Below are 24,300 nucleotides of genomic sequence, written 5' to 3'. Positions count from 1 at the left end.
ACACGGGGAGGCGTCGTGGAAGAGCTCGCATACGTGGCAACGAAGATCGTCAAGGGGGTCGCGGGCCTCGCCTACGTCTTCGGCGACACCGTGATGGCCCTCGGCGGCCCGGACGCGGCGAACCGGAAGCCGCGGCCGGACGAGGACGAGGCGGACGGGAAGCGCTGACCACGCACCTCTCCCCCGCCCCACCGGAACGGCCGAAGGCCCCCCGCACCACCTGCGGGGGGCCTTCGGTCCGTCTCGGGGCGCCGGGGACTAGCCGAGCGGGTGCATCCAGCCGTGGGTGTCGGCGCTGTGGCCGGTCTGGAGTTCCAGGAGCGCCTTGCGCAGCCGCATGGTGACCTCGCCGGGCTCGCCGTCGCCCTGGGTCCAGTTGGCGCGCTCGGACTTGACCGAGCCGACCGGGGTGATGACGGCGGCGGTGCCGCAGGCGAACACCTCGGTGAGGGTGCCGTTCGCGTTGTCGCGCTGCCAGTCCTCGGTGGTCAGGCGGCCCTCCTCGGCGGTGTAGCCGAGGTCGCGGGCGATGGTGAGGAGGGAGTCGCGGGTGATGCCGGGAAGGAGCGAGCCGGTGAGCTCCGGGGTGACGATGCGGTCGCCGTACACGAAGTACAGGTTCATCCCGCCCATCTCCTCGATCCAGCGGTGCTCGACGGCGTCGAGCCAGACCACCTGGTCGCAGCCGTGCGAGGCCGCCTGGGCCTGCGCGACCAGCGAGGCCGCGTAGTTGCCGCCGGTCTTGGCCGCGCCGGTGCCGCCCTTGACCGCGCGGACGTAGTCCTCGGACAGCCAGACGGAGACGGGCTTGACGCCACCGGGGAAGTACGCGCCGGCGGGCGAGGCGATGACGATGAAGAGGAACTCGTTGGCCGGGCGGACGCCGAGGCCGACCTCGGAGGCGAACATGAACGGCCGCAGGTACAGGGAGGCCTCGCCGGAGTCCGGCACCCAGGCGCGGTCCTGCTTGATGAGCGCGTCGCAGGCCTCGATGAACAGCTCGGCCGGCAGTTCCGGCATCGCCATGCGGCGGGCGGAGGCCTGGAAGCGTGCGGCGTTGGCCTCGGGGCGGAAGGTGGCCACGGTGCCGTCGGGCTGGCGGTAGGCCTTGAGCCCCTCGAAGATCGTCTGCGCGTAGTGCAGGGTCATGTTCGCCGGGTCGATCGAGAGCGGCGCGTACGGGACCAGCTCGGCATCGTGCCAGCCGCGGCCCTCGGTCCACTTGATCGTCACCATGTGGTCGGTGAAGTGGCGGCCGAAGCCGGGGCTGGCCAGGATCGCCTCGCGCTCCGCATCGGACAGCGGGTTCGAGGAGGGCTTGAGCTCGATCGTGGGCGTTGTCATGAGTGCTTGTCCTTCACCGGTTGTGTATGGCGGACCGCGCTCACGGCGTACTAGGACGTCCGAGCTTCCCCGCATTCCGCGGCCTCGCGTTCGATTATCGCGCGCGAGGAGGCTACGGAGAAGCGGGAACTGCGGCCCAGGGGAGATGGTGGCACCCGGGGGCCGCACAGGAGAAGCCGCCAGGTCCCATTGTGACCCGGCGGCTTCCTTTGAGGTGGAGCTGCCGGGTCAGCCGGCTACTCGAGCGGCGAGCGCGTCGCCGATCGCGTCGGTGGAGCGGAAGGTGCCGTCGCGCTCCGCCAGGTCGGCGGAGACCGCGTCCTCGATGCGGACGGCCTGGGCCTCGTAGCCGAGGTGGCGCAGCAGGAGGGCGACGGAGAGGATCGTCGCGGTCGGGTCGGCCTTGCCGGTGCCGGCGATGTCCGGGGCCGAGCCGTGGACGGGCTCGAACATGGACGGGAAGGCGCCGGTCGGGTTGATGTTCCCGGAGGCGGCGAGGCCGATTCCGCCGGTCACGGCGGCCGCCAGGTCGGTGAGGATGTCACCGAAGAGGTTGTCCGTGACGATGACGTCGAAGCGGTCGGGCTGGGTGACGAAGAAGATCGTCGCGGCGTCGACGTGCAGGTAGTCGGTGGTGACCTCGGGGTACTCCTGGCCGACCTTGTCGAAGATGTTCTTCCACAGGTGACCGGCGTACACGAGGACGTTGTTCTTGTGGACCAGCGTCAGCTTCTTGCGGGGGCGGGCATTGGCCCGCTCGTACGCGTCGCGGACCACGCGCTCCACGCCGTACGCGGTGTTGAGGCTGACCTCGGTGGCCACCTCGGCGGGGGTGCCGGTGCGCAGGCTGCCGCCGTTGCCGGTGTACGGGCCCTCGGTGCCCTCGCGGACCACGACGAAGTCGATGTCCGGGCGACCGGCCAGCGGGGTGGCGGTGTTGGGGAACAGCTTCGACGGGCGCAGGTTGATGAAGTGGTCGAAGGCGAAGCGGAGCTTCAGCAGCAGCCCGCGCTCCAGCACGCCGGACGGGACCGACGGGTCGCCGATGGCGCCGAGGAGGATCGCGTCGTGGTGCTTGAGGGCTTCGAGTTCCGCGTCCGGGAGGGTCTCACCGGTGCGGTGCCAGCGCTGGGCACCGAGATCGTATTGCTTGGTCTCCAGCTTCACATCCTGGGGCAGGACCGCGGTAAGGACCTTGAGTCCCTGAGCCACGACTTCCTGGCCGATGCCATCACCGGGGATCACTGCGAGATTGATGCTGGTCGACATGGCGAAACCGTACTCCCTGTCCCAGCCCTCAGACATATTGCGTCCATCATGTGGACGCAATATGTCCGCCGGGGGTGGCTCAGTGGCCGGTCGACCCGCCGTTGTCGCGGCGGTCGAGGGCGCGCTGGAGGGCGGCGGCGGCGTTCTTGCGGTCGGCGGCCGAGGCGGAGGTGTGGCGGACGCGACGGACGGCGGTGGTTGCGTTCATGGTGATCGACTCCTTGAGATCACGGCGTGGCCGGGCCACGGATGAGGGGTTCCTTCAAGGCGCCGGAAGAGGCGGGGAGCGGTGCGCCGCAGGGGTTGCCTGCCAGGGGCGCGCGCTCTCGACCGCCATTCGCCGGATCGGCGAGACGTTCGGCTCCTACAAAGCTAAGGGAGGTCTCGCCGTATGTCTCGGCAATTACTCGGACTTCCTACTATCTGAGACGGGGAACCTCTCGGAAGGCCTCGCGCCGAGGGTCCGTTTCAGCCCCTCCTGGAGCAGAATTTTCCTGGTCAGAGCCCAGATGGGGCGGATGCGATCCTGTTCCGCTGGAGTGACGCACGCCACCCTCCTCGCCGGCCGCCGGAGAGCCGGACGGGTGATCCGCCCGACGCGGCCGCCGCGCCCGGACGGGGTATTGGTTCGCGATCACACCAATCCGCAGGACGAGCCGGGGCCGGCCCGTCCGCCGCCCGCTCGGTGGCCGGATCGGTACCGATACCACCGTTGTGCAGGGATTCGACCACCTCACGTACGCCTTGCGGATCCTGCTCCGCAACGCCGATCCGGACAAGGGGCCTGTGCGGATCACCGGCTGGTTCCGGCCACACGGAAGTTCACCGAACTCTTACCGCACGGATGTAGACCTTTGGCGCGGCCACCGCCACTCTTGCCGTCAATGTGCCAGCGGGGCACTTGAGTTGGAGGCGAGGGGCCAGTGACACCGATCAGCCGCAGAGGGTTCGTGGGAATCGGAGCCGGGCTCATGGCGGGAGCCGCCCTGCCCGCGGCGCTGCCGACGACGGCGGCCGCGGCCGCCGCGACCGGCACCATCACCGACGTGAAGCACGTGGTGATCCTCATGCAGGAGAACCGCAGCTTCGACCACTACTTCGGCAGGCTGAAGGGCGTCCGCGGGTTCGGCGACCGCGCCGCCGGCAACCTCCCGGGCGGCTGGGGCATGTTCAACCAGCCCAACTGGGGCGGTCGCCAGTACCCCTGGAAGCTCAGCTCCACGCCGCCGGCCGGCGGCGTCGACGGCGAGACCCTGGCCCAGTGCAACGGCGACCTCCCGCACAGCTGGAGCTCGCAGCACGCGGCCTGGAACAAGGGCCGGATGGACAACTGGGTCACGGGCGTCGGCAACACCCGCACCCTCGGGTACCTGGACCGGGGGGACATCCCCTTCCACTACGGCCTCGCCGACAACTACACGGTCTGCGACGCCTACTTCTGCTCCACCCTCAGCGCGACCGGCCCCAACCGCACCTTCCTGTGGAGCGGCAAGGTCGACGCCTCCAGCAAGGACGGCGGCGACGAGTCCGGCCTGACCTGGGAGACGTACGCGGAGGCCCTCCAGCGGGCCGGCATGAGCTGGAAGGTCTACCAGAACGCCCAGGACAACTACGGGGACAACGGTCTGGCCTACTTCAAGAAGTTCACGGACGCGGCCCCGGGCAACCCCCTGTGGGACCGGGGCATGGGCTCGGTCCCCAAGGTCACCGGCTCCACCCCGGACGACATCGCGGCCGCGATCCGCGCCGACGTCGTCGCGGGCACCCTCCCCCAGGTGTCCTGGGTCGTGGCCAACGAGGCCTTCTCCGAGCACCCGTACGCCCCGCCCGGCGACGGCGCGCACTTCGTGGACCTGGTCTACCGCGCCCTGGCCGCGAACCCGGAGGTCTTCGACTCCACGGTCCTCTTCCTCAACTACGACGAGAACGACGGCTTCTTCGACCACGTGCCCCCGCCCATCGCCCCGCCCGGCACCCCCGGCGAGTACCTGGACGGCGTCCCGATCGGGCTCGGCTTCCGCGTCCCGATGATCGTGATGTCCCCGTGGACCCGCGGCGGCTGGGTGAGCTCGGAGGTCTTCGACCACACCTCCGTCCTGCGGTTCATGGAGCAGTGGACGGCCGCCCTCGGCACCCCGGCCACCTGCCCGAACATCAGCGCCTGGCGCCGGAAGGTGGCCGGCGACCTGACCGGCGTCTTCGACTTCGCACACCCGGTCTACGGAGTCCCCGCAGGCCTCCCCTCCACCGCCAAGGTCATCGGCCAGTCGACCTGCGGCCCGCTGCCCAACCCGGCGCCGCAGGACAACGCCCTCCCGGCGCAGGAACCCGGCACCCGCCCGGCGCGGGCCCTGCCTTACCAGGCGAACGGGAACCTGGACCGCTTCGAGTTCGGGGCGGCCGGCAAGATCCTGGCGTGGTTCTCCATGACCAACCAGGGCGCGGAGGCGAAGCGGCCGGCGCACTTCTCGATCCACCCGCACCAGCACCGGGACACGGCGGCCTGGCAGTACACGGTCGACCCGGGCGCCACCGGCAGCGACTACTTCAACATCGGCTTCGGCCACGGCTCGGGCAAGTACGACATCTCGATGTACGGGCCGAACCGCTTCCTGCGCCGCTTCATCGGCGACGCGTCGAAGACGGGCAAGGACATCGAGGTGGCGGCCCGCTTCGCGGTCGAGCCGGGGACCGGCAAGACGGCGGTCTACTTCAAGATGACGAACTCCTCCGCCTCCCCCGTCACCTTCACGATCCGCTCGAACGCCTACCGCACGGACGGCCCCTGGACCTACACCGTCCCGGCGAACTCCTCGCGCGAGGACTACTTCAACGCGGTGGCCTACAGCAGCGGCTGGTACGACTTCACGATCCTGGCCGACTCCGACGGCACCTGGTCGCGCCGCTACACGGGCCACATCGAATCGGGAGCGCCGAGCATCTCGGGCTCGTAGCCCCCGGTCGCGTGGGCACGACACCCGCTAGAGCACGTCCCCGTCCCGCCAGTCGAAGTCGAGCCGCCCGTCGGGGTCCAGCCGGATCCCGCCGGGCGGCACCCACACGTAGGTGGAGCCCTCCTCGTCGGGGAGGCGCACCGGCCCGTCCGGCGACAGCGCCCCGACCGGGCCCGGCCACACCGCCCAGCCGCGGCCGGGGTAGAGCGCGGCCCCGTCCTGCGACGCCGACAGCGCGCCCAGCACGTAGGCCCGCGTGATGATCCCTTCGAGCTCGGCCATGACCTGCCCGCCGAGGCCCCGCCGCCGCGAGCCGGCCCGTACGGCTACGGCCTCGACGTACCCGGTCCGCAGGGCCCGCCCGCCGTGCACGACCCGGCGCTGCACGACGCTGCCGTGCGCGACGAGCACGCCGCCCGCGTCCCGGACCAGCACGTGCATCCCGCCGAGGGCGTGCTCGAAGTCCTCCTCGCCGAAGTCCCCCTCGAAGGCCTCGTCCAACAGGGCCCGCACCTCGCGGAGCTCGTCGCCGGTCAGAGCGGCGGTGTGTGCGACGCGCACGCCCGTCACTTCTCCAGCCAGTCGGTGTACCAGGTGCGGAAGTCCGGGCTCTCGGGCATGCAGGTCCCGAAGTCCTGGTCCAGGTGCCAGACCTGACCGGCCAGCGGCCCGTTGAGGATCAGCCTCGTATACATGCCGCACCCCTGCTCGGCCAGCATGAGCGTGCCCAGGGTCAGCCCCTCGCGCTCGTCGAACCTCCGGTTCACGTCGAACGGGCGGCGTTCCCTGATCGGGCAGGGCGCGGCCAGCCGGCCCTGGCGCCGGTCGTCCTCCCACTCCCCGTCCACCGCCCAGTCGTCGGCCTCCGGGCGCGGGGTGACCAGCGGCATCAGCCCGTGTTCGGGGCCCGCGGGGCCGTCGCCGACCGTCGTGACGAACGTCCGGTACTCCTCGGGCAGCCGGATGCCGTGCTCCACCTCGAAGGCCCGGACCTCCGCCTCCGGGAGCGGCGCGGCCAGCTCGTAGCGCATCCTCTTCGCGCGCAGCCGAGCCCGTACGGCCCAGGCGTCCCAGTCGCTCATCCCGCGACCGTACCAAGGACCGCATTGCGGACGCCGGACGCCGTCCACCGGCCGGAATCGGCCGACGCGGCCCTGGCGGTCTGGACCATTGCCTCGGCAGACTCGCCCCATGTCGCCCGAAACCCAGCAGTGGACCCCGATCCACGGCCAGCCGTACCGTCCCGCCCCCTACCGGCCCGAGCGGATGGCGAGCGGCGAATCGCTCGCGCGCGCCGCCGAGTTGCGGGCCCGCATGGACCAGCGGCGGACCGTGCGCCACTTCTCCCCCGACCCGGTGCCCGAACAGGTCGTCCGGGACGCGATCGCCTGCGCCGCGACCGCCCCGTCCGGGGCGCACCAGCAGCCGTGGACCTTCGTCCTGGTCAAGGACCCGGCCGTACGGGAGCAGATCCGCGCCGCCGCCGAGCAGGAGGAGCTGATCTCCTACGACGGCCGCCTCGGCGACGAATGGCTCGCCGCCCTGCGCCCGCTCGGCACCGACGCCGTCAAGACCCACCTCACCGACGCCCCGGCGCTGATCGTGGTCTTCCAGCAGCGCTACTGGCTCGGCCCGGACGGCACCAAGCGCAAGCACTACTACGTCGACGAGTCGGTCGGCATCGCCGTCGGCATGCTCCTGTCCGCCCTCCACCTGTCGGGCCTCGCCGCACTCATCCACACCCCGAGCCCGATGCGCTTCCTGAGCCACGTCCTGAACCGCCCGGAGAACGAGAAGGCCTTCGCGGTCATCCCGGTGGGCTACCCGGCGGACGACTGCGAGGTCCCGGACCTCGTCCGCAAGTCCCTGGACCAGGTCATCGTGGAGGTGTGACGACCTCCCCGGCGGGCGGCTCCGGGGACGGCCCGGACTGCCCGCCGCCCAGGGCCTCGGCGAGCCGCATCCCGATCCGCACCCGGTCCTCCGGCGTACCGGCTTCCATGGCGGCCCGCACCTGCCGCAGGATCAGCCAGTCCCGCACCACTTTGGCCACCCCGAGCACGGCTGCCGTCACGATCACCGCGGTCAGCATCAGTGCGCCCTCCGCGCCGTGGCGTACGACGCGTGGCAGGGCCCGCGCCGCAGGGTGACGAAGGCTCCACCCATCGCGATCTCACCGGGGAACCACGGCCGGTCCCGCAGCCGCTCGGCGATCCGGTCCGGCCGCTCCGCCAGACCGCTGCGACGCAGCCGCCGCTCGAGTTCGTCCCGTTCCTGGCCGCAGCACCACTCGACGACGACGTCCCCGCCGCCGTGGGTGTAGACGTTCGCCCATCCGTGCACGGCCCCGGCGGCGCCCAGCAGCCCTGGGCGCCGCAGCAGCCTGCTGTTCAGCCAGTCCTGCGCCAGGACCGATCCGGGATCGCCCCCTGCGCCGACGCGCCCCCTGAGCTCCGCCGCCTCGACGGGGTGCAGGCGATGACGGTTGCGCCGCCACAGTTGCGTGAGTCCGTCACCGTGCTCCGGCAGCAGCGGGCGCCAGTCGGGGTCGGGATGCACCAGTGCCACCGTTGCCGGGCCCTGCAACTGGTTCAGCGCCCAGCTGCAGCCCATCGGGACGATGCGCAGCCCCGGCACCCCGCGCAGTCCGCCGTAGTGCTCGTCGATGCGCGGCAGGACCGTGGCAAGGACCCGGTCCGCCATCGCCGGATGCAGGACGAGCGCCAGACCGGCGCCGACCGGCCGGGCGGCGGTGAAGCCGAACAGGGCCCCGTCACGGCGCTCGTGTTCCCGGAGCCCGTCGGCGAGCTCGGCCACCAGGAGCGATTCGAGGGCGCGCTGCGCCTCGTCCTCGGGCTCCGGGACCGGTTGGTGGCGGGTGATCAGGCCGGCTTCGGCCCAGCCGAGGCAGGTGCGGTGCGGCAGGCCGGTGGCCTCACGGCAGATGGTCGCCACGCGGTGGCGGTTGTCGGTGCGCCTGGACATACGTCTCCCCGGGCGTCGTCCCGGCACGGACGCGTAGAGGTCTCGTATCTCCTGGCAAACATCCCACCCGTACGGGAACTCGTCAGAGCCCTCGGCTCCCTCGGGTAACCGGGCCCGAGTCCTGGAGCGTGTCGCCGTACACGACAACTGCGGCCAGGCTAGCAGCAGTTGCCCGGTGGGGAAATGGATACCGCCCCCGCTCCGGACTTGGGGGTGCCGGAGCGGGGGCGGGGTTCAGCAGGGCGGAGGTCAGCCCATGTGGGGGTAGCCGTACTCGGTCGGCGCGACCAGGGTCTCCTTGATGGAGCGGGTGGACGTCCAGCGCTGCAGGTTGGTCGCCGCGCCCGCCTTGTCGTTCGTGCCCGAGGCCCGGCCGCCGCCGAAGGGCTGCTGGCCGACCACGGCGCCCGTGGACTTGTCGTTGATGTAGAAGTTGCCCGCTGCGAAGCGGAGCTTCTCCATCGCGTCCGCCGCCGCGTAACGGTCCGCCGCGATGATCGAGCCGGTCAGGGCGTACGCCGAGACGGACTCCATCTGCGCCAGCATCGCGTCGAAGTCGGCGTCCTCGTAGACGTGCACGGCGAGGATCGGGCCGAAGTACTCGGTCGTGAAGACCTCGTTCTCCGGGTCGGTGCACGCGATGACGGTCGGGCGGACGAAGTAGCCCTCCGAGTCGTCGTAGGTGCCGCCGGCGATGATCTCGCAGGTCGGGTCGGCGATCGCGCGGTCGATCGCGGCCTTGTTCTTCGCGAACGAGCGCTCGTCGATGACGGCGCCGATGAAGTTGGTCAGGTCGCGGACGTCGCCCATGGCGATGCCGTCGACCTCGGCCGCGAAGGCCTCCTTGAAGCCGTCGTTCCAGATCGAGGCCGGGACGTAGGCGCGCGAGGACGCCGAGCACTTCTGGCCCTGGAACTCGAAGGAGCCGCGGGTCAGGGCGGTCTTCAGGACGGCGCGGTCCGCGGACGGGTGCGCGACGACGAAGTCCTTGCCGCCGGTCTCGCCGACCAGGCGCGGGTAGGACTTGTACTTCTCGATGTTGTTGCCGACCGTCTTCCACAGGTACTGGAAGGTCTTGGTCGAGCCGGTGAAGTGGATGCCGGCCAGCTCGGGGTGGTTCAGGGCCACCTCGGAGACGGCGATGCCGTCGCCCGTCACCAGGTTGATGACGCCCTTGGGCAGGCCGGCCTCCTCCAGGAGCTCCATGAGGAGGACCGCGGAGTGGGTCTGCGTCGGGGACGGCTTCCACAGGACCACGTTGCCCATCAGGGCGGGGGCGGTCGGCAGGTTGCCGGCGATGGCCGTGAAGTTGAAGGGCGTGATCGCGTAGACGAAGCCCTCGAGCGGGCGGTGGTCGCTGCGGTTCCACACGCCGGCGGAGTTCGCGACCGGCTGCTCGGCCAGGATCTGGCGGGCGAAGTGGACGTTGAAGCGCCAGAAGTCGACGAGCTCGCACGGGGTGTCGATCTCGGCCTGCTGGGCGGTCTTCGACTGGCCCAGCATGGTCGAGGCGGCGAGCTTCTCGCGCCACGGGCCGGACAGCAGCTCGGCGGCGCGCAGGATGATCGCGGCGCGGTCGTCGAAGGACATCGAACGCCAGGCCGGGGCGGCGGCGAGGGCGGCGTCGATGGCCTCCTGCGCGTCGGCCTGGGTGGCGTTGGCGAAGGTGCCGAGCACCGACTTGTGGTCGTGCGGCTGGACCACGTCGAAGCGCTCGCCGCCGCCCATCCGCTTGACGCCGTTGATCGTCATCGGGAGGTCGATCGGGTTCTCGGACAGCTGCTTGAGCTGTGCTTCGAGCCGCGCGCGCTCCGGGGTGCCGGGGGCGTACGAGTGGACCGGCTCGTTGACCGGCGCGGGGACCTGGGTCACAGCATCCATGGGGCTGGTAACTCCTTGACCTAGTTCTTGGCTAGTTCTTGGTGATCATCGAGCGGAGGAAGAACAGGAGGTTGGCCGGCTTCTCCGCGAGGCGGCGCATGAAGTAGCCGTACCAGTCCGTCCCGTACGCGGTGTAGACCCGCATCCGGTGGCCCTCGGCGGCGAGCCGCAGGTGCTCTTCGCCGCGGATGCCATACAGCATCTGGAACTCGTACTCGTCCAGCTTGCGCCCTGCCTGCCGGGCCAGTTCCTGGCCGATGGCGATCAGCCGCGGGTCGTGGGACCCGATCATCGGGTAGCCCTCGCCCTCCATCAGGATCTTCATGATCCGGACGTACGCCTTGTCGATATCCGCCTTGTCCTGGTACGCGACCTCGGCGGGCTCCTTGTAGGCGCCCTTGACGATCCGGACGCGGCTGCCGGCGGCGGCCAGGCGCCGGGCGTCGGCCTCGGTGCGGAAGAGGTACGCCTGGATCACGCAGCCGGTCTGCGGGAAGTCCCGGCGCAGCTCCTCGTGGATGGCGAACATCGAGTCGAGGGTGGTGTGGTCCTCGGCGTCGAGCGTCACGGTGGTGCCGATGGCGGCTGCGGCCTCGACGACCGGACGGACGTTGGCGAGCGCCAGCTCGTGGCCGCCCTCCAGCGCCTGGCCGAACATCGACAGCTTCACGGACATCTCGGCCTTCTCGCCGAGGCCGAGCTCCGCGAGGCGCTCGATGAGCTGGAGGTAGGCGTCCCGGGCGGCGTAGGACTGCTCCACCTGGGTGATGTCCTCGCCGACGACGTCGAGGGTGACCTCGAGGCCGTTGCGGGTGAGGTCCTCGACGATCGGGATGACCTGGTCGACCGTCTCGCCGGGGATGAACCGATTCACCACGGGCTTGGTCACCGGGGCGGCAGAGACGATACGACGCATCTTGTCGCTGCGCGAAGCGGCGAGGATCACGGGACCCAGCACGGGGGCACCTCCAGCGGGTGGCAGAAGAAAAGCGCAAGTAAAACCACCGTGAAACCTAAGGATCGCTTCGATCCTCTGCCATCGACAGCTGTCACGCATCCGTGTCCCGGATCTCATACATCTGTCTGAAGCGTCGGCCCCGAGGTGGGAGAATGTCGGGGTGAAGGGCGATTACCAGGACCTGGTGGACGAGATCTCGGCGCTGCTCGGCGCCCCCGCGACCCTGGAGAACCGGGACTTCCGCCTCATCGCCTTCGGCGCGCACGACAGCGATGACGATCTCGCGATGGACCCGGTTCGGACCCGCTCGATCCTGACGCGGCAGTCGACGGCGGCCGTCCGGTCCTGGTTCGAGGGCTTTGGCATCGCCCGCGCCACCGGCCCCGTCCGGATCCCGGCGGCGCCCGACGCCGGGGTGTTCCGGGGGCGGATCTGCCTGCCGGTGCGGTTCCGGGGCATCGTGCAGGGCTACGTGTGGCTCCTCGACCAGGAGCCCGGCAAGCCCGGCCCCGAGCCGGCGGCCCTGGCCGCGGCCATGGAGGTGGCCCAGCGGATCGGGGTGCTGCTCGCCGAGGAGGCGAAGGCGGGGGCCGACCTGTCGCGCGAGTTCCAGGCGGTGCTCACGGCCGGGCGGGGCTGGCAGCAGGACATGGCGGTGGCCGCGCTGCGGGCCGCCCTCGGCCCCGGCGGGGACGGGCTGCACGCGGCGGTCTGCGTGGCGCCGTGGTCCGGAGAGGCTCCCGCGTCGGTGCCGGGCGCGGCCGCCGTGTGCCTCGTACCCCGGCGGGGCACAGGCGGGGACGAGGCGGGCGCGGCCGGCGACCTGGCCCTGGCGGTCCTGCTCCGGCTGCGCTCGACGGACACGCTGGCCCCGGCGCTGACTGCGGTGGCCCGGCTGCTGCCGCGTGCGGCGGAACCGGCCGGGACGGCCGGAGCGGGCGTCCCCGGCGGAGCCGCCGGGGACGGCGGAACGGCCAAGGCGGGCGGAACGGCCAAGGCGGCCGGGGCGACCGCGGCAGCCAAGGCCAGGGCCAAGCCCCTTGCCGGGCCCACCCGGCGGATGACCGCGGGCGTCGCCGACCCCGTCCGGGGCCTCGCGGAGCTGCCCGCCGCCTGGGAGCAGGCCGTCGCCGCTGCCCGGGCGGCCGCCGCGCAGCCCCGGCTCGGCCCGGTCGCCCAGTGGTCGGCGATCGGCCCGTACCGGCTGCTCGCGACCCTCGCCGCCGACCCGGTGGACGATCCGGCGGCGCGCGCCCTGCTGACCCCGGCGCACCGCGAACTCGCCCGCACCGCCGAGGTGTTCCTGGACTGCGCCGGCCAGGCGGGCCGCGCGGCGGCCGCCCTGGGCATCCACCGTCAGACCCTCTACTACCGCCTCGCCCGGGTGGAGCAGCTGACCGGGCTCGATCTGGACGAGGGCGAGGACCGCCTGCTGCTCCACATGGCCCTGAAGGCCGCCCGCCTGACGTAACGGCTGCCTTGGCGTACTGGAGTTGAGGGAGGTCGAACGGCCGGTGCCCGGAGATCACCAGGTGCTGGTACGGGTCCGCGCGGCCGTGGTCGTGCTCGACCTGGTGGGCAACCTGTCGCCGGCCGGCTGCCGGCGCGGCTGACCCCCGCGGGGACGCTCGCTCCGGGAACTCGTCGAACCCGGCGAGGTCACCCCGGTGACCCACCGGACCCGTCCGCTCCGCGAGGTGCCGGAGGCCATCGGGTACCTCGCAGTGGAGCACGCGCGGGCGCAGGGGTCGTCACGGTGCGACGGTCGCGGGCGCCACCTGCGGCCGCGGCTCCCCGAGGGGTGCGCCCGTCGCGGCCCCGATGACGAGCCGGGCACCCAGCGGCCGGGCCAGCGCGACCGGAACCATCTCCATGCGCATCGCCGCGTCGCAGGACGTGCCCGGCTCGGCGCCGGCCACGATCCGGCCGGCCAGCCAGCCAGCCAGCCAGCCAGCACCACGGTGTCGACTCCCTCCAGGACGTCCACGTCGACTCCGCCTCGTCCCGGGCCCATTCGGGGGTGGGACGGGGCGCCGCCGGCGGTGGTTCCCGCTCCGCTTACTCCCCGTCCTCGGATTCCCGGGGACGCGTCATCGCCTCGGCCGCCCGGCGCATGCCCTCGGTGAACTCCTCCGCCGTGGCCGCCGACTCCGGATCGAACAGCCACTGGATCATCAGGCCGTTCAGCAGCGCCTGGTAGAACGTGCCGAGCGTGCGCTCGTCCCGGTCGTCGAGCTGGTCCTCGGGGGTCCCGGTCAGCAGGGAGATCAAGCCGCGGCGCCCCTCGGCCTGCGAGGCGGCGAGCATGGACCGCAGCTCCGGCCGCTGGTCCCTGCCGAGTGCCACCTCCAGGCTGGCCGCCCAGACCGGACCCGACTTCTCGTGTGCTGCGAGGACGCCCTCCCAGAGCGCGCGGAACCGCTCCAGCGACCCGCCCTCACCGTCCAGGCCGACCTGGAAGACGGCGCCCCACTCCTCCATCAGGCCGATGAAGGCCTGGGCGAGCAGGGCGTCCTTCGAGCCGTAGTGGTAGCCGATGGACGCCAGGTTGGTTCCCGAGGCGCTGACGATGTCGCGCGCGGTCGTGCGCACGAACCCCTTCTCGACCAGGCACTTCTTGGCACCTTCGAGCAGATCTTCGCGATGTCCCATGGCCACAAGGTAGCAAGACAGCCGTCCCAGACAACAGTTCTAGACAGTTGTCATAGACGAGTGTTTAAGACGTGTGTATATTCCTGCTCATGACAAACCCCGCTGCCACAGCGCGACGTGCCGGCCGCCGCGAATGGACCGCCTTCACCGTCCTCCTGCTGCCCCTGCTCCTGGTGTCGATGGACGTCTCCGTCCTCTACTTCGCCATCCCGGCCATCACCGACCAGCTCGCCCCGAGCGCCACCCAGCAGCTCTGGATCTTCGACAGCTACGGCTTCGCCCTCTCCGGCCTGCTGATCACGATGGGCTCGCTCGGCGACCGGATCGGCCGCCGCAAGCTGCTGCTGATCGGCGCGACCGCCTTCGGCATCGCCTCGGTCTGCGCCGGCTACGCCACCAGCGCCGAGATGCTCATCGCGGCCCGCGTCCTGCTCGGCATCGGCGGCGCGACCCTGATGCCCTCCACGCTGGCCCTCGTACGGAACCTCTTCCAGGACGACAAGCAGCGCGGCAAGGCCATCGCCATCTGGTCCGGGGCCATGACCGGCGGGATCGCCCTCGGCTCGGTGCTGAGCGGTGTGATGCTGAACCACTTCTGGTGGGGCTCCGTCTTCCTCATCAACGTGCCCGCGATGCTGCTCCTGCTGCTCCTGGTCCCGGTCCTGGTCCCGGAGTTCAAGGACCCGGCCCCCGGCCGCTTCGACCTGCTGAGCGTCCCGCTGTCCATGGCCGCCGTGCTGCCGGTCGTCTACGGCCTCAAGGAGATCGCCGCCGAGGGCTTCGAACCCCTCTACCTGGGCTGCCTCGCCGTCGGCCTGGCCTTCGCGTACGTGTTCGTCCGCCGCCAGCGCACCCGCGACGACGCCATGATCTCCCGGGCCCTCTTCCGGGGGCGCGGCTTCGGCGCGGGCATCGCCTTCAACACCCTGGCCGCCTTCGCCGTGATGGGCTCGGCCTACTTCACGACCCAGTACCTCCAGTCGGTGCTCGGCATGGGCACCCTGGAAGCGGCCCTGTGGAGCCTCGCCCCCTCGGTCCTCATCGGCGCCGCGGCCCCCGTCTCCGCCGCCCTGGCCCAGAAGGTGGACCGGGGCTACGTCATCGCCGGCGGGTTCGCCCTCGCCGCCGTCGGCTTCGCCCTCTTCAGCCTCGTGGACACCGACTCCCTGTGGCTGATCCTGACCGGCGCCGGGGTGCTCTCCTCGGGCGTCGTCGCCGTGATGTCCCTGGTCTCCGACATGGCGCTCGCCGCCGCCCCCGCCGAGAAGGCTGGCTCCGCCGCCTCCCTGCTGGAGACCGGAACGGAGTTCGGCGGCGCCCTGGGCATGGCGGTCCTCGGCAGCCTGGGCACCGCGGTCTACCGCAGCGAGCTGGCGGACTCCGAGCCCGCCGTGCGGGAGACCCTGGGCGGGGCCGCGGCCGCCGCCCACCGGATCGGCGGGGAGGCGGGCGAGCAGGTCCTGGCCCTGGCCCGGGAGGCCTTCGTCCACGGGATGCAGTACGCGGCCTGGGGCGGCGCGGCGCTGCTGCTCGGGGCGGCCGTGCTCGCCGCGGCTCTGATGCGGGGTATCGAAGCCCCGGCCCCGCCCGCGGCGGAGCAGGCCGATGTGCCCGCGGACGGCGCTGCGGTGCCGGCGTACAACTGATCGGGACGGGGCGGAACAACGTGAAAGGGCCCGGGGGAATCCCCCGGGCCCTTCGCCGTGTCACACGGGTCAGCCGAGGCTGACCGTACGTGCCGAAACGGCGCCGATCTCGGCGGAGATGTCCGCCAGGACGTTCGCCGGCACCTCGGCGTCGACGGTGAGGACGGCGAGCGCCTCGCCGTGCTCCTCCGCACGGGCGACCTGCATGCCCGCGATGTTCAGACCGGCCTCGCCGAGAACGCGGCCGACGGTGCCGACCACGCCCGGCCGGTCGGTGTAGCGCAGCACGACCATGTAGTCGGCGAGCGCCAGGTCCACGTCGTACTCGCCGATGCCCACGATCTTCTGCAGGTGCTTCGGGCCCGCGAGCGTGCCGGAGACCGAGACCTCCTGACCGTCCGACAGGGTGCCGCGGACGGTCACCACGTTGCGGTGGTCCGGGGACTCCGAGCTGGTGGTCAGGCGCACCTCGACCCCGCGCTCCTGTGCGAACAGCGGGGCGTTGACGTAGGAGACCGTCTCGTCGACGACGTCCTCGAAGACACCCTTGAGCGCGGAGAGTTCGAGCACCTTGACGTCGTGCTGGGTGATCTCGCCGCAGACCTCGACGTCGAGGCGGACCGCGACCTCGCCCGCGAGGGCGGTGAAGATGCGGCCGAGCTTCTCGGCGAGCGGCAGGCCGGGACGGACGTCCTCGGCGATGACGCCGCCCTGGACGTTGACCGCGTCCGGCACGAGCTCGCCGGCGAGCGCGAGGCGCACCGACTTGGCGACCGAGACGCCGGCCTTCTCCTGGGCCTCGTCCGTGGACGCGCCGAGGTGCGGGGTGCAGACGACCTGGTCGAGCTCGAAGAGCGGGGAGTCCGTGCAGGGCTCCTTCGCGTACACGTCGAGGCCGGCGCCGGCGACGCGGCCCTCCTTGATGGCCGAGTACAGCGCGGCCTCGTCCACGATCCCGCCGCGGGCGGCGTTGACGATGCGGACGGAGGGCTTCACCTTGTGCAGGGCCTCGTCCCCGATGAGACCGAGGGTCTCGGGGGTCTTGGGCAGGTGCACGGTGATGAAGTCGGCGACCTCGAGGAGTTCGTCCAGCGTGAGCATCTTGACGCCCATCTGGGCGGCGCGCGCGGGCTGCACGTAGGGGTCGTACGCGACGATCTTCATGCCGAAGGCCGACATGCGCTGCGCGACCAGGACGCCGATGCGGCCCAGGCCGACGACACCGAGGGTCTTCTCGCTGAGCTCGACACCCGTGTACTTGTTCCGCTTCCACTCACCGTTCTTCAGGGCGGTGTTGGCCTGCGGGATGTTGCGGGCGGTGGCGACGAGCAGACCGCAGGCCAGTTCGGCCGCCGTCACGATGTTCGAGGTCGGGGCGTTGACGACCATCACGCCGGCCTTGGTGGCGGCGGAGACGTCGACGTTGTCCAGACCGACGCCGGCGCGCGCGACCACCTTCAGCTTCTTGGCGACGGCGATGGCCTCGGCGTCGACCTTGGTGGCGGAGCGGACGAGGATCGCGTCGACGTCGACGATCGCGGGCAACAGCTCCGCGCGGTCGGCTCCGTTGACGTGCCGGATCTCGAAGTCCGGACCGAGCGCGTCCACCGTGGCGGGCGACAGCTCTTCGGCGATGAGTACGACAGGTTTCGAGCTCACGTGGGTCATCCTCACAAGTCCAGTGCGGACGGCCGTCCCGACGGCCGCAGGCGGTGGAGGGGGTAGCCGCGTGGAAGACGCACGACACTGTGGGCCTGACGCGTATGTGTTGAGCAGTGTAGTGGCGCTGACGGACCGGATTTCCGCCTGTACGGAAGGATCACCCTTCCGGGGTTGGCCGTGTTGGACAAGCGACGCGCGGCGGGGCCGGGACACACCGCCCCGGCCCCGCCGTCCACGATCAGCTCTCGTCGCTGTCGACCCAGCTCATCAGCTTGCGCAGCTTCTTGCCGGTGGTCTCCAGCAGGTGCGCCTCGTCGGCCTTCTTGTACTCGTTGTACTTCGGCAGACCGGCCTTGTACTCGGCCATCCAGGTGTTGGCGAACTCGCCGCTCTGGATCTCCGCGAGGACCTGCTTCATCTCGGCCTTGGTGGCGTCCGTGATGATGCGGGGGCCGGTGATGTAGTCGCCCCACTCGGCGGTCTCGGAGACCGACCAGCGCATCTTCTCCAGGCCGCCCTCGTACATGAGGTCGACGATGAGCTTCAGCTCGTGCAGGCACTCGAAGTACGCGATCTCCGGCTGGTAGCCGGCCTCGGTCAGGGTCTCGAAACCGGCCTTGACCAGGGCGGACGCGCCACCGCAGAGGACGGCCTGCTCACCGAACAGGTCGGTCTCGGTCTCCTCGGTGAAGGTGGTCTTGATGACGCCGGCGCGGGTGCCGCCGATGCCGGCCGCGTACGAGAGCGCGAGGGCGAAGGCGTTGCCCGAGTGGTCCTGCTCGACGGCCGCGATGCACGGAACGCCGCGGCCCTCCTCGTACTGGCGGCGGACCAGGTGGCCCGGGCCCTTCGGGGCGACCAGGGCGACGTCCACGTTGGCCGGGGGCTTGATGAAGCCGTAGCGGACGTTGAAGCCGTGCCCGAAGAAGAGCGCGTCGCCGTCCTTGAGGTGGTCCTTGATGGACTCCTCGTAGATCTCGGCCTGCAGCGGGTCCGGGGTCAGGATCATGATGAGGTCGGCCCAGGCGGCGGCCTCGGCCACGGGGACGACCTTCAGGCCCTGCTCCTCGGCCTTGGCCTTGGACTTCGAGCCCTCCTTCAGGCCGACGACGACGTCGACGCCGGAGTCACGGAGCGACAGCGCGTGGGCGTGGCCCTGGCTGCCGTAACCGATGACCGCGACCTTGCGGCCCTGGATGATGGACAGGTCGGCGTCGTTCTCGTAGAACAGCTCGGCCACTGGGATATCTCCTTGGTGCGCTGGTGTTGCTCCCACCGTACGGCGGGGAACGGAATCTGAGTTTGCCGGTCTCGACATGCGAGCCGAGCGTGTCTTCCGCGGCTTGGGCGGCCGCTGCGCCGGCCGGGTCAGGCGCTGCGGTCGAGCGCGCGCAGACTGCGGTCCGTGATGGACCGTCCGCCACGCCCTATGGCGATCGTGCCGGACTGCACGAGCTCCTTGATGCCGAAGGGCTCCAGCATCTTGAGCATCGCGCCGAGCTTGTCGGAACCGCCGGTGGCCTCGATGGTGACGGCCTCCGGGGAGACGTCGACCGTCTTGGCGCGGAACAGCTGGACGATCTCGACGATCTGCGACCGGGTCTCGTTGTCGGCGCGGACCTTCACCAGGACGAGCTCGCGCTCGATGGCGTTGTGGGACTCCAGCTCGACGATCTTGAGGACGTTGACCAGCTTGTTCAGCTGCTTGGTCACCTGCTCCAGCGGGAGGTCCTCGACGTTCACGACGATCGTGATGCGGGAGATGTCGGGGTGCTCGGTGACGCCGACCGCGAGGGAGTCGATGTTGAACCCGCGGCGGGAGAACAGGGCGGCGATCCGGGCGAGGATGCCGGGCGTGTTCTCGACCAGGACGGAGAGCGTGTGCTTGGACATGTGGGGCGTTCTCTCTCTCGGGCTCTCTCGGCTCAGTCGTCTTCGTTGTCGCCGAAGTCGGGACGGACGCCCCGGGCTGCCATGACCTCGTCGTTGGAGGTGCCGGCGGCGACCATCGGCCACACCATGGCGTCCTCGTGGACGATGAAGTCGATCACGACGGTACGGTCGTTGATCGCATTGGCCTCGGCGATGACCTTGTCCAGGTCGGCCGGGTCCTCGCAGCGCAGCGCCACGCAGCCCATGGCCTCCGAGAGCTTGACGAAGTCCGGGACGCGCGTGCCCTTGCGGGGCGCGATGGACTCGCCGAGCTGGGAACCGACGGTGTCGTGACCGGTCTCGTCGGCGTGCAGGACGGTGTTGGAGTACCGCTGGTTGTAGAACAGGGTCTGCCACTGGCGGACCATGCCCAGCGCACCGTTGTTGATGATCGCGACCTTGATCGGGATGTTGTTCAGGGCGCAGGTGACCAGTTCCTGATTGGTCATCTGGAAGCAGCCGTCACCGTCGATCGCCCAGACCGTGCGCTCGGGCATGCCGACCTTGGCGCCCATCGCGGCCGGGACCGCGTAACCCATGGTTCCGGCGCCGCCGGAGTTCAGCCAGGTGCGGGGCTCCTCGTACTTGACGAAGTGCGAGGCCCACATCTGGTGCTGGCCGACACCGGCCGCGAAGATCGTGCTCTTCGGCGCGAGCGCGCCGATCCGCTCGATGACCTGCTGGGGCGACAGGCTGCCGTCGGTGGGCAGGTCGTAGCCCAGCGGGTAGGTGTCGCGCCAGCGGCTGAGGTCGTTCCACCAGGCGGTGTAGTCCCCGGTGTTGCCCTCGGTGTGCTCGGCCTGGACGGCCTGGATCAGGTCGGCGATGACCTCGCGGGCGTCACCGACGATCGGAACGTCGACCGCGCGGTTCTTGCCGATCTCGGCCGGGTCGATGTCCGCGTGGATGATCTTGGCGAAGGGGGCGAAGCTGTCCAGCTTGCCGGTGACGCGGTCGTCGAAGCGGGTGCCGAGCGCGATCAGCAGGTCCGACTTCTGCAGTGCGGTGACGCCGGTGACGCTGCCGTGCATGCCCGGCATGCCGACGTGCAGCGGGTGGCTGTCGGGGAAGGAGCCCAGCGCCATCAGGGTGGTGCAGACCGGGACGCCGGTCAGCTCGGCGAGCACCTTCAGCTCGGCGGTCGCGCCGGACTTCATGACGCCGCCGCCGACGTACAGCACCGGGCGCTTGGCCTGGCAGATGAGCTTGGCGGCCTCGCGGATCTGCTTGGCGTGCGGCTTGGTGACCGGCCGGTAGCCGGGGAGGTCCTGGGCGGGCGGCCACGAGAAGGTGGTCTTCGCCTGCAGGGCGTCCTTGGCGATGTCGACCAGGACCGGGCCGGGGCGGCCGGTGGAGGCGATGTGGAAGGCCTCGGCGATGGTCCGCGGGATGTCCTCGGCCTTGGTGACCAGGAAGTTGTGCTTGGTGATCGGCATGGTGATGCCGACGATGTCCGCCTCCTGGAAGGCGTCGGTGCCGATCGCCTTGGAGGAGACCTGGCCGGTGATCGCGACGAGCGGGACGGAGTCCATGTGCGCGTCTGCGATCGGGGTGACCAGGTTGGTGGCGCCCGGGCCGGAGGTGGCCATACAGACGCCGACCTTGCCGGTGGCCTGCGCGTAGCCGGTGGCTGCGTGGCCGGCCCCCTGCTCGTGGCGAACCAGGATGTGACGGACCTTCTTGGAGTCCATCATCGGGTCGTACGCGGGGAGGATGGCACCTCCCGGAATCCCGAAGACGGTGTCGCACCCCACCTCTTCGAGAGAGCGGATGAGGGACTGCGCACCCGTGACGTGCTCAACTGCGGCGGACTGATGTCCGCCGGAACGGGGCCGCGGCTGCGGATGGTGGGCCCCGGTGGCCTGCTCGGTCATCGGCATTCTCTTCTCGAAGCTGAGGGTTTTACGCGGATTCGACTCTGTGCCAGTGCAACAAAAAACCCCTCGTGCCGGGAGGCAAGCGAGGGGAGCGCGTCGGGTGTGTTGAGCGGGGACATGCAGGTCCCTGCTTCAGCCGACGCGCTTTCCAAGTACGAGAATTCGGGTGCGCATGGCATTGACCCTCCCTCTGGCGGGAGGGTGATGTCAAGTAGGTGGGACGGGCGTCTCATTATGTGAGCCTCTGCGGATGGCCATCGAGCCCCCGGGGGAGCCGCCGGCCAGAGCCGGCTGGGCCGCTCCGCCCGGTACTGGGAACGTACCGCGCACCAGCGCACGGCGCAGCCTGTACTCGTCGAGGGGGCCGGAAAAGGCCATTCCCTGGCCGTGCGTGCAGCCCATCGCGCGCAGGGCCGTCACCTGCTCGGGGAGGTCGACCCCGTCGGCCACCGAGCGCATGCCCAGGTCGTTTGCGATCCGCAAGAGGCCGGCGGTGATCTTGTGCAGGCGAGCCGACTCGACCACCCCCTCCACCAGGCCCCGGTCCAGCTTGAGCATGTCCACGGGAAGCCGGCGCAGGGCGCTGATGGCCGCGTAGCCGCTGCCGAAGCCGTCCAGGGAGATACCCACCCCCAGCCGATGCAAGGCAGTCAGGCGGCGCTCCAGGTCGTCGAAGGGCACTCTGGGGTCGGATACGGCGAGCTCGAGCACCAGGGACCCGGAGGGCAGGCCGTGCCGGGTCAGCAGGGCCTCCACGGAGCGGAGCGGCATGGCGCGGTCCAGGAGCCGCTGGGCGGTCATCCGCACGGCCACCGGTACGTCGTGCCCGGCCCGGTGCCGGTCGGCGGCCTGCTCCACGGCCTCCTCCAGCAGCCAGCGCCCCAGCTCGGCGGTGCGCGAGGCGTCCGGGCCCGCACCGCCGGGGCCTCCCGCACCTCCCGCGCCGCCCTCGCTGTACTCGGCGGCCCGGAGGAACTCGGCCGGCGTGAAGAGGATGCCCTGCGCGGAACGCCAGCGGGCCTGCGCGGCGACGGCCGCCACCTCGCCGGTGGCCAGCGAGACCACGGGCTGGTGCAGCAGGGCGAACTCCCCCTCGTGGAGTGCGGTCCGCAGCCGGCCCGCCAGCTCGGCCTTCCGTACGACCTCGGCCTGCATCTGGGGGGCGTACATCTCGACGCGGTCCTTGCCGGCCGCCTTGGCCCGGTACATCGCGAGATCCGCGTTGCGCATCAGGTCCGAAGGGGTGATGCCGGGGTCGGCGAAGGCCACGCCGATGCTGGCGGCGACGCGCACCTCGCTGCCGCCGATCCGGTACGACTGGGAGAGCGTGGTGCGCAGCCGGTCGGCGATCTCGCGCACCTGGTACTCACGGGCACTGCGGTCACGGTTCCCGTCGCCCAGGATCAGCGCGGCGAACTCGTCGCCGCCGAGGCGGGCCGCGGTGTCCCCGGCCCGGACCGAGTCCTGGAGCCTGCGCGCGGCCTCGATGAGCAGCTCGTCGCCGGCCTGGTGGCCGATGGTGTCGTTGACCGCTTTGAAACCGTCGAGGTCGATGAAGAGCACGGCGGTGCTGTGGTCCCCCGCCCGCCGGCCGGTCAGGGCCTGGCGCACCCGCCGGGTGAAGAGGGCGCGGTTGGGCAGGTCCGTCAGCGGATCGTGCTCGGCGCTGTGCTGGAGCTGGGCCTGGAGCCGGACCCGCTCGGTGACGTCCCGGCTGTTGAGGATGAGACCGCCCTGGTGGCGGTTGACGGTGGACTCCACGTTGAGCCATTCGCCGCCGCCCGACTTGAAGCGGCACTCGATGCGGGTGGTGGGCTCCTCGGTCGGCGGTGCGGCGAGGAAGCGGCGTACCTCGTGGACCACCCGGCCGAGGTCGTCCGGATGGATGAGGGTGGCGAGCTCGGTGCCGACCAGCTCCTCGGCCTCGCGGCCGTAGACCCCGGCAGCGGCGGGGCTGACGTAGCGCAGGGTCCCGGTGGGCGCGGCGATCATGATGACGTCGCTGGAGCCCTGGACCAGGGAGCGGAAGTGGTTCTCCTTCTGGGCCAGTTCCTGGGTGAGCGCGATGTTGTCGAGGAGCATGATGCCCTGCCGGATGACGAGGGCGAGCACGACCGTGCAGCCGGTGAAGACGACCATCCGGTCGACCTTCCGGCCGTCCACGACGTTGTAGAGGATGCCGAGGGTGCACACGGCGGCTGCGAGGTACGGGGTGAGGGCGGGCAGGGAGCCGGTGATCGGGCGGCTGTGCGGCCGGTCCCCGCGCGGGTGCCCGGCCGGCTCCGGGCCCGGGTGGAGGCGTCGGGCGCCCCAGGGTGCGTACGCGAGCAGCAGCGAGCCGGCGAACCAGCCGGCGTCGAGCAGCTGTCCGGACTGGTACTCGGCGCTCAGCAGGGGCGAGGTGAACAGCGCGTCGCTGAGCACGGTCAGGGCCAGTGCCGCGATGGCGGTGTTGACGGCGGAGCGGTTGGTCTCGCTCCGCCGGAAGTGCAGGACCAGGACCATCGAGACGAGCGCGATGTCCAGGAGCGGGTAGGCGAGGGAGAGCGCGGCGCGCGGGACGCTGCCCGGGGCGCCGGACTGGGCGGTCCGCGCCGCGTGGGCCAGGGCCAGGCTCCAGGACAGGGTGAGCAGGGAGCCGCCGATGAGCCAGGAGTCGAGCCCGAGGCACACCCAGCCGGCGCGGGTGACGGGCCGTTTGGCGAGGACGAGCAGGCCCACGATGGCGGGCGGGGCGAAGCAGAGGAAGGCGAAGTCGGCCAGCGAGGGCTTCGGGACGGGTTCACCGAGGACCACCTCGTACCAGCCCCAGACCGCGTTGCCGCCGGCACCCATGAGGGAGGAGAAGGCGAAGAGCAGCCAGGCGGGGCGTTCGCGGCTGTCGATGGCACGCGCGTACGAGTAGCAGGAGACAGCGGCGAGCAGGCCCGCTGCGCTCAGTCCGAAGTCGCCCATGATCTCGGCGACTTCCTCCGAGCCCCAGTTGAGGGCGGCGCCGACGGCGTACCCGCCGCTGACCACCGCGAGGAGCAGCTGCATCGCCAGGCCCCTGCCTCCGCCCGAGACGGACGGACGGTTCAGGAGCGCCGCCCCCGGGGCACTCACCGGTCCCCCTCGCTGGCTGGTTCCGGTGCAGCCCA

21 protein-coding genes are annotated in these 24,300 nt (G+C 71.0%); 5 read left to right on the top strand and 16 right to left on the bottom strand.

Going from position 1 to position 24,300, the window contains the following annotated elements; genetic code table 11:
* The first annotated feature begins 15 nt into the window (after positions 1-15).
* On the top strand, positions 16-168 hold the full coding sequence (locus OG332_RS31370; RefSeq protein ID WP_327416612.1) for a hypothetical protein: 153 nt from the start codon (positions 16-18) through the stop codon (positions 166-168).
* Positions 169-258: 90 nt separating this feature from the next.
* Here OG332_RS31370 and OG332_RS31365 read toward each other — a convergent pair whose 3' ends face one another.
* The 3 genes from OG332_RS31365 to OG332_RS31355 all read right to left on the bottom strand — a co-directional run bounded on the left by OG332_RS31365 (position 259) and on the right by OG332_RS31355 (position 2,821).
* Positions 259-1,344, bottom strand: coding sequence for a branched-chain amino acid aminotransferase (locus OG332_RS31365; RefSeq protein WP_327416611.1), 1,086 nt, complete (start codon positions 1,342-1,344; stop codon positions 259-261).
* Positions 1,345-1,572: 228 nt separating this feature from the next.
* The gene (locus OG332_RS31360; RefSeq protein ID WP_327416610.1) at positions 1,573-2,613 is read right to left on the bottom strand and encodes a 3-isopropylmalate dehydrogenase; all 1,041 of its coding nucleotides are present in this window, start codon (positions 2,611-2,613) and stop codon (positions 1,573-1,575) included.
* Between the two features lie 79 nt (positions 2,614-2,692).
* Complete coding sequence (locus OG332_RS31355) at positions 2,693-2,821, bottom strand: hypothetical protein (protein WP_327416609.1); 129 nt, start codon at positions 2,819-2,821, stop codon at positions 2,693-2,695.
* Positions 2,822-3,536: 715 nt separating this feature from the next.
* Here OG332_RS31355 and OG332_RS31350 point away from each other — a divergent pair.
* A complete protein-coding gene (locus tag OG332_RS31350; protein WP_327416608.1) occupies positions 3,537-5,567 on the top strand; it encodes a phosphocholine-specific phospholipase C in 2,031 nt (676 codons plus the stop codon).
* 27 nt (positions 5,568-5,594) lie between these two features.
* Here OG332_RS31350 and OG332_RS31345 read toward each other — a convergent pair whose 3' ends face one another.
* On the bottom strand, positions 5,595-6,137 hold the full coding sequence (locus OG332_RS31345; protein ID WP_442816239.1) for a GNAT family N-acetyltransferase: 543 nt from the start codon (positions 6,135-6,137) through the stop codon (positions 5,595-5,597).
* Complete coding sequence (locus tag OG332_RS31340; protein WP_327416606.1) at positions 6,134-6,649, bottom strand: SMI1/KNR4 family protein; 516 nt, start codon at positions 6,647-6,649, stop codon at positions 6,134-6,136. Before OG332_RS31340 ends, OG332_RS31345 begins: the two co-directional genes overlap by 4 nt.
* A gap of 109 nt (positions 6,650-6,758) precedes the next feature.
* Here OG332_RS31340 and OG332_RS31335 point away from each other — a divergent pair, with 109 nt between their 5' ends.
* Positions 6,759-7,460, top strand: a complete 702-nt coding sequence (locus tag OG332_RS31335; protein ID WP_327416605.1) for a nitroreductase family protein — start codon at positions 6,759-6,761, stop codon at positions 7,458-7,460.
* Here the strand turns inward: OG332_RS31335 and OG332_RS31330 are convergent.
* The 4 genes from OG332_RS31330 to OG332_RS31315 all read right to left on the bottom strand — a co-directional run bounded on the left by OG332_RS31330 (position 7,444) and on the right by OG332_RS31315 (position 11,391).
* A complete protein-coding gene (locus tag OG332_RS31330) occupies positions 7,444-7,659 on the bottom strand; it encodes a hypothetical protein (protein ID WP_327416604.1) in 216 nt (71 codons plus the stop codon). The two genes, OG332_RS31335 and OG332_RS31330, sit on opposite strands and share 17 nt — an antisense overlap.
* Positions 7,659-8,552 carry a hypothetical protein gene (locus OG332_RS31325; protein ID WP_327416603.1) on the bottom strand — a complete coding sequence of 298 codons (894 nt, stop codon included), beginning with the start codon at positions 8,550-8,552 and terminating at the stop codon, positions 7,659-7,661. Before OG332_RS31325 ends, OG332_RS31330 begins: the two co-directional genes overlap by 1 nt.
* Positions 8,553-8,801: 249 nt before the next feature.
* On the bottom strand, positions 8,802-10,433 hold the full coding sequence (pruA, locus tag OG332_RS31320; RefSeq protein ID WP_319728625.1) for an L-glutamate gamma-semialdehyde dehydrogenase: 1,632 nt from the start codon (positions 10,431-10,433) through the stop codon (positions 8,802-8,804).
* A 31-nt stretch (positions 10,434-10,464) separates the two neighbouring features.
* On the bottom strand, positions 10,465-11,391 hold the full coding sequence (locus tag OG332_RS31315) for a proline dehydrogenase family protein (RefSeq protein WP_327416602.1): 927 nt from the start codon (positions 11,389-11,391) through the stop codon (positions 10,465-10,467).
* Positions 11,392-11,551: 160 nt separating this feature from the next.
* Here OG332_RS31315 and OG332_RS31310 point away from each other — a divergent pair, with 160 nt between their 5' ends.
* Positions 11,552-12,862 (top strand): PucR family transcriptional regulator, encoded by a 1,311-nt coding sequence (locus tag OG332_RS31310; RefSeq protein ID WP_327416601.1) that lies wholly within the window; start codon positions 11,552-11,554, stop codon positions 12,860-12,862.
* Positions 12,863-13,142: 280 nt separating this feature from the next.
* On the opposite strand, the gene OG332_RS31305 is transcribed toward OG332_RS31310, so the two are convergent.
* Together OG332_RS31305 and OG332_RS31300 are read right to left on the bottom strand one after the other, a co-directional pair.
* Positions 13,143-13,310 carry a hypothetical protein gene (locus OG332_RS31305; protein ID WP_327416600.1) on the bottom strand — a complete coding sequence of 56 codons (168 nt, stop codon included), beginning with the start codon at positions 13,308-13,310 and terminating at the stop codon, positions 13,143-13,145.
* Positions 13,311-13,449: 139 nt separating this feature from the next.
* Entirely contained in the window at positions 13,450-14,043 is a 594-nt protein-coding gene (locus OG332_RS31300; RefSeq protein ID WP_327416599.1) for a TetR/AcrR family transcriptional regulator, read from the bottom strand.
* A gap of 89 nt (positions 14,044-14,132) precedes the next feature.
* On the opposite strand from OG332_RS31300, the gene OG332_RS31295 reads away from it, so the two are divergent.
* Positions 14,133-15,689, top strand: coding sequence for an MFS transporter (locus tag OG332_RS31295; RefSeq protein WP_327416598.1), 1,557 nt, complete (start codon positions 14,133-14,135; stop codon positions 15,687-15,689).
* Between the two features lie 69 nt (positions 15,690-15,758).
* Here the strand turns inward: OG332_RS31295 and serA are convergent, their stop codons facing one another.
* The 5 genes from serA to OG332_RS31270 form a co-directional block, all read right to left on the bottom strand.
* Complete coding sequence (serA, locus tag OG332_RS31290) at positions 15,759-17,348, bottom strand: phosphoglycerate dehydrogenase (RefSeq protein ID WP_327416597.1); 1,590 nt, start codon at positions 17,346-17,348, stop codon at positions 15,759-15,761.
* 241 nt (positions 17,349-17,589) lie between these two features.
* Complete coding sequence (gene ilvC, locus OG332_RS31285) at positions 17,590-18,591, bottom strand: ketol-acid reductoisomerase (RefSeq protein WP_327416596.1); 1,002 nt, start codon at positions 18,589-18,591, stop codon at positions 17,590-17,592.
* Positions 18,592-18,719: 128 nt separating this feature from the next.
* The gene (gene ilvN, locus OG332_RS31280; RefSeq protein WP_030010002.1) at positions 18,720-19,244 is read right to left on the bottom strand and encodes an acetolactate synthase small subunit; all 525 of its coding nucleotides are present in this window, start codon (positions 19,242-19,244) and stop codon (positions 18,720-18,722) included.
* A gap of 32 nt (positions 19,245-19,276) precedes the next feature.
* Positions 19,277-21,163: an acetolactate synthase large subunit gene (locus OG332_RS31275; protein ID WP_327416595.1), complete on the bottom strand. Its 1,887-nt coding sequence runs from the start codon at positions 21,161-21,163 to the stop codon at positions 19,277-19,279.
* Positions 21,164-21,367: 204 nt separating this feature from the next.
* Positions 21,368-24,265, bottom strand: a complete 2,898-nt coding sequence (locus OG332_RS31270; protein WP_442816238.1) for a putative bifunctional diguanylate cyclase/phosphodiesterase — start codon at positions 24,263-24,265, stop codon at positions 21,368-21,370.
* Between the last annotated feature and the right edge of the window lie 35 nt (positions 24,266-24,300).

This window comes from Streptomyces sp. NBC_01233 (assembly GCF_035989305.1).
Classification (GTDB): Bacteria; Actinomycetota; Actinomycetes; order Streptomycetales; family Streptomycetaceae; genus Streptomyces.
Note: the sequence above shows the minus strand (reverse complement) of the source record. Positions and strands in the feature narration are given on the sequence as shown.